This is a genomic window from Pseudofrankia saprophytica (assembly GCF_000235425.2).
GTDB lineage: Bacteria > Actinomycetota > Actinomycetes > Frankiales > Frankiaceae > Pseudofrankia > Pseudofrankia saprophytica.
The window spans coordinates 1714460-1722004 of the sequence record NZ_KI912267.1; the positions used below are offsets into that span (position 1 = coordinate 1714460).

Below are 7545 nucleotides of genomic sequence, written 5' to 3' on the forward strand. Positions count from 1 at the left end.
GATAACCAACCTAAAGCAAACAGACTTCGCGGCGACGCCGTCGAAGGGCCGGTCCGACGCCAAAATCGCCCGCTCGCCCCGCGGGGCACCCGAGACCTGACCGCGAGGGCGCCCGGCGCCTCGCCCTAGGCGTCGAGACGGGCGATGACGCGGTAGGTGTTGGAGCGCTCGCCCTTGCGCAGGTAGGGCGCGAGGAAGGCGCCGGCCAGGCCGGCGAGCATCGCCGGCACCGCGGCGGCCGTCAGCACCACGCCGCGGGCGAGCCAGCGGACCGGCGCGGCCGGCGAGCCGGGCAGCCACGGCAGCGTCGGGCTCGGCGCCAGCGCCTGGGTGGCGAGCCCGACCGCGGCGAGTAGGTCGCCGGGCTCGTGCGCCTCGCCGAACTGGACCAGAACGGTGCGCATCCCACGGTCCGCCAGCGCGGCGACCAGGTTGTCGACCGGGATGAGCTGGCGCACCCCCGGCACCCCCCAGCCCCGCCACAGCGGCCCGAGCCGGTGGGCCCCCAGGCCGGCGGGGTTCGCCAGCTCCGCCACCAGGTAGCCACCAGGGCCGAGCGCCTTCGCCGCCGCGTCCAGGTCCTCGGACGGATCCCTGCTGCGCTCCAGGTAGCCGAACATGCTGATGACGTCGTACTGGCCGGTGACCGCCTCCGCGATGTCGGCGAAGCTCGCGGGATAGGCACGGTCGACCCAGCCGCGCCGGCGCGCCTCGCCGATCGTGTCCGCCGGGCCCACCCCGTCGAACACGGTCCGCGGCCACACCGAGCGGGCGACGTTGCAGAACGAGCCGACGCCGGCGCCGACGTCGAGCCAGGCTCGCGGCAGCACGTACGGGCGCATCAGTTCGGCCCTGGCGCGCAGCCGGGCCGCGCCCGCCGCGACGGCGACCTGGGCGCGCGTCTCGTTCATGCCGTCCTGGCGGTCACGCTCGTAGAGCACCCGCCCGGCCGGCGTCAGTCGCGGGTTCTGGAAGACATGCCCGCAGACGAGGCATTCGTCGAGCTGGAAACGGCCGGGCTTGCGCAGCTCGAGGTCGCGCGCGGTGAGCCGGACCGTGAGCTCGTAGGAGCCGCACCACGGGCAGTCGGGGCGAGGATCGGTCAGGAAGGCCTCGGGGCCGTCGGCGAACGCCCGTTGGTAGCGCTCGCGCCGGGCGGTGGCCTCCGCCTTGGTCCGCGCCTTGACCGGGTCGGGCGGCAGGCCGGCCGCCTTCGCCTCGGCGGCGGTGCGCTGGGCTCGCCGCCAGGAGCGCACCGTGCTGACGGTGTACTCCAGGCCGGCGGTGATCCGCACGATCGGGCTGCGGATCAGGTCACGCGGCGCGACCGGCACCCGCCCGGCGCAGACGAAGAACGGCTGGCACCAGAACAGTGCCGTCGCGGCGAGACCCCAGGGGCGGTTCAGGTGGACGCCGATGCCGGTCGCGACGTCACGCACCGTCGGCAGGTACATGTTGACCGGTTTGATGGCGTTCCACGACCGCCGCTGCACCCGTACCCGGGTGGCGCCGTCGTCGCGGGCGGCTCGCAGCCCGGGCAGCACCGCGAGGTCGGTGCTCGCAGGCGCGTGCCGCTTGAGCCGTTCGGTGATCTCGACGAGCTCCACCGGGGTGTAGTCGTCGCGCTCCTCCACCCCGGCGCGGTGGGCGACCTCGGCCCGCACCAGCAGCGCCTGGAACGCCCCGCGGCCGGGTGCGAGCCGGTCGCTCCGGTAGGTGCGGGTGTCGACCATCCGGGCCACGTCGAGCGCCCGCTCGATGGTCAGGTCGGCGGGCACCAGATCGAGCACGTCGAGCCGTTCCCGGCTGGCGTGGTAGCTGGCGGCCCGCTTGGCCGCCTCGGTGAGCTGGACACCGGTGGCACAGACGAAGAGATGGTCCGGGTCGACGGGGCGTCCGGAGGCGGGCAGCGTGTCCAGCCGGCGCAGCCGGCCGCGCAGTCGCACCCCGTTCACGAGCAGGCCGACGACGACGAGGATCGGCGCCCACCAGAGCAGCGTCCCCACGACCTATCCCGCCGCCGGCGCGCCAGCCTGCAGTGACAGCGCGAACAGGAGCCGCCGGGCGCGCGAAGGAGACGCATTTTCGCGCACCCTTTGGCCCACCAGCGCGAACAGGAGCCGCGCCGTTCCCCGTGCCGTCATGGCAGCAGTTTCTCGATGTGCGCGGCGCCGGCGGCGACACCACCGGCGGTGGCGAAGTCGTCGCGCAGCCGTCGCGCGGCCGACCGGTACGCGGGGTCGTCGAGCACCGAGCCGACGGCGGCGGCGACACCGGCGGCGTTGACCAGGCCGAATCGGACCCGCAGCCCCGCGCCCGCCCTGGTGAGCTGCTCGGCGATCACCGGCTGGTCGTCCCGGACGGGCGCGACCACCAGCGGGACGCCCTGGGACAGGGCCTCGCAGACGGTGTTGTTGCCGGCATGGCAGACGACGGCCGACAGGTGGCCCATCAGCTCCAGCTGTGGCACCTTGTCGCGGACGAGCACGTCCGCGGGCGCCGCAGCGGCCAGGTCGTCGACGATGCCGGGCGGGGCGACGATGATGGACTGCACCTGGTCGGTCATCCCGGCGAGCGCCTCGGCCGCGACGCGCAGGAACCGCCCGCCCGCCTCCCGGGTCACAGTGCCAAGCGAGACCAGTACCTTGGCCCGGGCCGGATCGAGCCACGACCAGGGAAAGTCAGCCGGCGGCTGGCGGAGCCCGGCACCCGAGCCGATGAACACCGTCCCGGGCGGGAGCGCGGCCACCGCGTCCGGCGTGCGCAGCAGCTCGGTCACCGAGCACACGAGCGTCAGCAGGTCGGAGAAGCGCAGGTCGCCGCGGGCGGCCTGGTCGGCCGGCACCCCCGACGCGAGCTGGAACTCGCGCAGCCGGTCGACGACCCACTGGCCGACGGCGGCCATCACCCCGTAGGGGTTGTCGAACTCGGCGGACGTGGTCGCGAGCGTGACCCACCGCAGCCGCCGGCGCCGGGCGAGCAGCGCGCCGCCGACCGCCTGCTGGTCGACGACGACCACGTCGGGACGGAAGTCGTCGACGACCGGTTCCAGGTCCCTGGCCATCGCCGTGCCCAGCGGCAGGAGGAAGTCCTCCCAGAGGAACTTGAACGAGCCGGTGCCGCGCTGGCGGCGCGACTTCTCCTCGATCTCGGCGCGCTCCCCCGAGGTGATCTCCTCGGGCAGCTCGATCAGCCGCAACGCCGCGGGCACCAGCGGGCGCACGACGCTGGCGTGGCCGGCGATGGCGACCTCGTGGCCGCGGTCGGCGAGCTCGCCGGCGATCCCGATGGCCGGGTACACGTGCCCGGCCAACGGCGGGACGACGAACAGGATGCGACCCACGCCCTCATCACTCCCCGAGGATCTGGCCGAGGCGCAGTTCCAGCGATCCGCTGGCGCGGATTCGCTGGGGACTCCGACGCTGGGAACCCCGGCGCTGGGAACCCCGACGGAGTCCCGCGCGGCCGGAGGCCGGCGTTGCCGGCACAGCGGACGGGCCCCGCGGGGCCGCCGTGCGCGCCACCCGGGACGTCACTGTTCGCTCGACACCCCAGACGACGCGGCGGGTGCCGCGGAGGTTGCTCCGGCCGCCGCGGGCACGTCCGCCGGCCCCTCGGGCTCCGGGGCGGCAGACGAGGCCCGCCGCTCGGCGTTGAGGTCCGACGGGATCGTGCGGGAGAGTACCCAGTCGGCGAGCTCGAACGTCTGGCCGCCGCGGTGGGTGTACTGCGGCATCTGCTCGTCGCGGCGCAGCAGCCACCAGCGCAGCAGCTCGCGCAGGTAGTCGACAGCCTCCCGCAGCACCATGTGCGTGTGCCGTTCGAGCACCACCAGCGTGCAGTCCGGCACGAGCCGCGCCAGGCCCTCGCCCTGCTCCATGATCTCGGAGTTGCCGCCGTAGATGGCGAGCACGGGCACTGGCAGCGCGCGCAGCCGGTCGGGTGAGAACGGCTCGGTCGCGAGCATGTCCTCGGCGATCGTGGTGTCACGCAGCAGCGACTGCGCGGACCGCATGATCCGGCCGACCGCCCGCCCGGCGCTGTAGGTGAGCCACTCCTCGACCTCTTCGTCGGAGATGGCGGCGAGCACCTGGGTGAGCGAGCGGGCCATCTCCTCGCCGAGGCCCTCGATGCGAAACGGTGGCTCGATCAGGGTGAGGCTCGCGACCCGCTCGGGGAACTCGACGCCGTAGGTCAGCCCAAGGGTGGCGCCGTAGCTGTTGCCGACCAGGTGGACCGGGCGCGTGACGCCCAGCTCGTCGAGCAGCGCGGACAGGTCGGCCATCGCGTTCGCGATGCCATAGCCGCTCGGCGTGCGCTCGCTCTTGCCGTGGCCGCGCAGGTCATAGCAGATGACCTCGCAGCCGGCGTCGGCCAGCGCGTTGCCGAGCGAGAAGTAGAAGCTCGCCAGGTTGTCGATCACCATGCCGTGCAGCATGACGACCACCGGAGCATCGGGGAGTGGCCCGCGGGGCGGCATGAGCCGCTGGACGTGCAGGCGCACGCCGTTCGCGACGACCTCAGCCACGGTCGGACTCCTTCCTTGGCGGCCCGCCTGGGCACACCGCCTTAGCCAGCCACGCCAGTTGGACGGGCCGTGCTGGCATTCCCCCATTTCGTACCAGCCCGGCCGATCCCACCGACGAGCGGCTGGGCTCAGCCTCGGTCCGCCGGTCGGCGAGCCGTGGTCCGACCGGGGCGGGTGCCCCGGCTCCGCGGTATCTCACGCCGCGGCGCCGGCCCGCAGCGAGTCGGCGATGAAGTGGACGACCTCGCCGACCCGCATGTTGATCACGCGGTCGACGTCCATCTCGGCGAGGAAGCCGACGAAGTCGACCTGGTCGCCGTAGGTCACCCGCATCCGGTCAGCCAGCGTCACGAACTCGATGCTCTCGAGCTCGAGGTCCTCGTTGAACGAGGTGTCCATGGTGATTTCCATGTCGACCACGTACTCCTCGCCGATCACGGCGCGCAGCATCTCGGCGATCTCGCCGAGGACCCTCACCTCGAGGGCATCCAGCGTCGGATCGGCCGAGCGAAGGGTGTCCTGCATGGTCATGTCGTGTGCGCTCCTTCGTCACTGGTGCTCGGGGTCTCCGGCCAAAGGCCGCGCGATTCTGGCGAAGCCTCGCGCGGCCGGAGGCCTTCTTCGGGTGTCGGGTCCGAGGTGACCAGGCCGTCGACGGATGGCGGCGAGGCCGGGGCAGGGGCGGGCACGTCCCAGGGGTAGCGGGCGCGCGCGGCACGCTCGACGGACGGCGTCGTCCAGGCGACGATGTGGTCACCGAGGCGAACCGGATCGGCCCCACCGGTCTCCCGCCGTACGCGGCCCATGCCGTCGACCGTACGCAGCGCCACCCAGCGCTGGCGCACGGGGCCGGATTCTGTGAGCACGGTGACCCGCAGCAGCAGCGGCGGCTCCGCGGGGCCGGCCTCGGTGACGCGGGGCGGGGGCGACTTGATGCCCTCGGCGGTCACCTGGTCCGGCCCGAGGACGGCCTGCTCCGCCGCGTCGGCGTCGAGGATGGCCTCGACGGCGAGGTCGGCATCCGCGTCCGTGGCGCCGGCGCCGACCGGGATGACCCGGTCGATGACGTAGCGGCGCGGCCGGCCCTGCAGGCCGGTACCGTCGGCCTTGGCAACGGCCTCCTTGGCGGCCCACATCCGGGCGAACCAGGCGGCCCGGCTCAGCTGGACGGCCTCGTCGGCCTCGTCGCCGGCCCCGTCGTCGATGGCGTCCCCGTCGTTCGGGGCCGCGGCGTCGGCGTCGGCGTCGACCGAATAGGAAGCCAGGCCGCTGGCGCTGGCCGGATCGCCGGTGCCGCTGGTCAGCCGGGCGAGCAGGCGGCGCTCGGGAGCGGTCAGGCCGGCCGCGAGCACGCCGGGCGTGCGCCGCGCCACCGTCTCCAGGTCGATGCCGACGTCGCCCTCGGTGTCGACCATCGCGACCGCGAGGTCCACCTTGTGCGCGATCGAGAGGCTGGGCGGCGGCCCGGCGGGGATGCCGGGACGCTCGGGCAGGCGCGCGACGAACGGGCGGCCGGCGTCGTCGTTGTCGATGGCGACCTCGATGCCCCAGACCGGACCGGCCCCGCCCACCCACAGCCAGCGGCGCACCGCGTCCTGGGCCGCGATCCGGCCGAGCAGCCATTCCCTGGCCGCGCGCGGGTTCTTCGCGGTGAGCACCCGGCGGCGCTCGGCGTCCAGGAAGTGGCGGACGACCAGCTCGCGGGAGGCGATGTCGCGCCAGTAGTCGGGGACGACGACCCAGCCGTCCGGGCGGGGCTCGGCGACCGTGTTGCGCTCCGGGTCGCGCATGAGCAGCCACAGCCACGCGTTCGCGGTGAACCGCCGGTCGGTCCAGCCGGTGACCTCGGCCCACACCGTGCCGTCGGCCGCCCTGACCTCCAGGTCGGCGGTGACGGTCTTGGCGGCGATGTCGCGGATGCGCACCACGCAGGACAGCCGCTCACCCGGCTCCGGATCCGGGCCGTAGAACCGCATCTCGGTGACCGCCTGCGGCAGCAGCAGCGAGTCGACGTCGAGGTGCTGGGTGGCCCAGTAGCCGTAGAGCTGGCCGATCGTGTCGAGCAGCGCGCCGGGCGCGCCGGTCACCACCAGCTGGCCGCGGGCGCCGAGCGGCGCGATGCCGTCGACGTGGGTGATGCCCTGGTAGCTCGGGCCGTGGAACATCCACCGCCCGCCGTACAGCTCGGCCGCCTGGTGCGGCGACGGCGTCTCGCCCGGCAGCCGGCCGTCCGCGGGCAGGTCGGCGGTCGAGGACGTCTGGCTCGGGGCCGGCGGGTACGCGTCGGCGAAGACCACGGTCACCCGGGCGAAGCCGTCCATCGACACCCGGACCGCGCCGTCGGGCAGCGTCGTGCAGGAGATCGTCACCTCGACCGACGGCTCGATCGCCACCCAGCGCAGCGCCCGGACGTCGCGGACGGCCGCGACCACCAGGTCTCCTGGAGCCGCTCCCGGATGCGATGCTCCGATCCGGGCGGTCTGGAACGCCCGCGCCTCGTCGATCATCATCTGCAGGACGGCCGTCATCGGCATCACCGGGAACCGGTCGGACAGGTCCTGCCAGCCCGGGGGCTGCCGGTAGAAGCAGTGGTCGATGACGTGCGGAAGCTCGGCCAGCGAGAGCGACCGCCGAACCGTCGTCGTGATCGGCCCGAGGCTCCCCGTGCCGCCGTCAGCGGCTCCGGCCCCGCCGCCGGCGCCATGGACGAGGGTGGTCCCGGCACCCGCCCGACCGGCGGACCCGGGTCCCGAGCCGGCGCCATTCCCGCCGGCGAGGGCCGGCCGGTGGTCGCGAGCCGGGGGCGCCACCACCGGGGGCGCCGGCGGCGTGGCGGACGGCGGCGTAGCGGCGGGCACGGACGTCAGCGCCCGGGTCGTCGCCGGAATGGACGGGCCCGCGGTCCGGCCGTCCCACCGTGCCTGGACGTCCGCGAGCACCGCGGCGGTCTCGGCGATCGCCAGGCCGAACTCGGCCAGCACCGGGTGACCACCGCGGCCCGCCACCGCACCGGCCAG

The 7545-nt window shown here is 74.3% G+C and carries 5 protein-coding genes; all 5 read right to left on the reverse strand.

Annotated elements, in window-relative coordinates; genetic code table 11:
• Positions 1 to 125: 125 nt before the first annotated feature.
• Positions 126 to 2006 carry a class I SAM-dependent methyltransferase gene (locus FRCN3DRAFT_RS0241625; protein ID WP_007515858.1) on the reverse strand — a complete coding sequence of 627 codons (1881 nt, stop codon included), beginning with the start codon at positions 2004 to 2006 and terminating at the stop codon, positions 126 to 128.
• A 134-nt stretch (positions 2007 to 2140) separates the two neighbouring features.
• On the reverse strand, positions 2141 to 3343 hold the full coding sequence (locus FRCN3DRAFT_RS0241630) for a glycosyltransferase (RefSeq protein ID WP_007515859.1): 1203 nt from the start codon (positions 3341 to 3343) through the stop codon (positions 2141 to 2143).
• Between the two features lie 189 nt (positions 3344 to 3532).
• Positions 3533 to 4528 carry an alpha/beta fold hydrolase gene (locus tag FRCN3DRAFT_RS0241635; RefSeq protein WP_007515860.1) on the reverse strand — a complete coding sequence of 332 codons (996 nt, stop codon included), beginning with the start codon at positions 4526 to 4528 and terminating at the stop codon, positions 3533 to 3535.
• A 195-nt stretch (positions 4529 to 4723) separates the two neighbouring features.
• Positions 4724 to 5059 (reverse strand): hypothetical protein, encoded by a 336-nt coding sequence (locus FRCN3DRAFT_RS0241640; protein WP_007515861.1) that lies wholly within the window; start codon positions 5057 to 5059, stop codon positions 4724 to 4726.
• Positions 5056 to 7545, reverse strand: a 2490-nt coding sequence (locus tag FRCN3DRAFT_RS48960) for a polyketide synthase dehydratase domain-containing protein (RefSeq protein ID WP_035931269.1), incomplete at its 5' end; no start/stop codon positions are given. The genes FRCN3DRAFT_RS0241640 and FRCN3DRAFT_RS48960, both read right to left, overlap by 4 nt.

What these genes read in the sequence shown, in the direction of transcription:
- FRCN3DRAFT_RS0241640 (WP_007515861.1), bottom strand. Translation starts at nt 5,059, where the DNA reads ATGACCATGCAGGACACCCTTCGCTCGGCCGATCCGACGCTGGATGCC.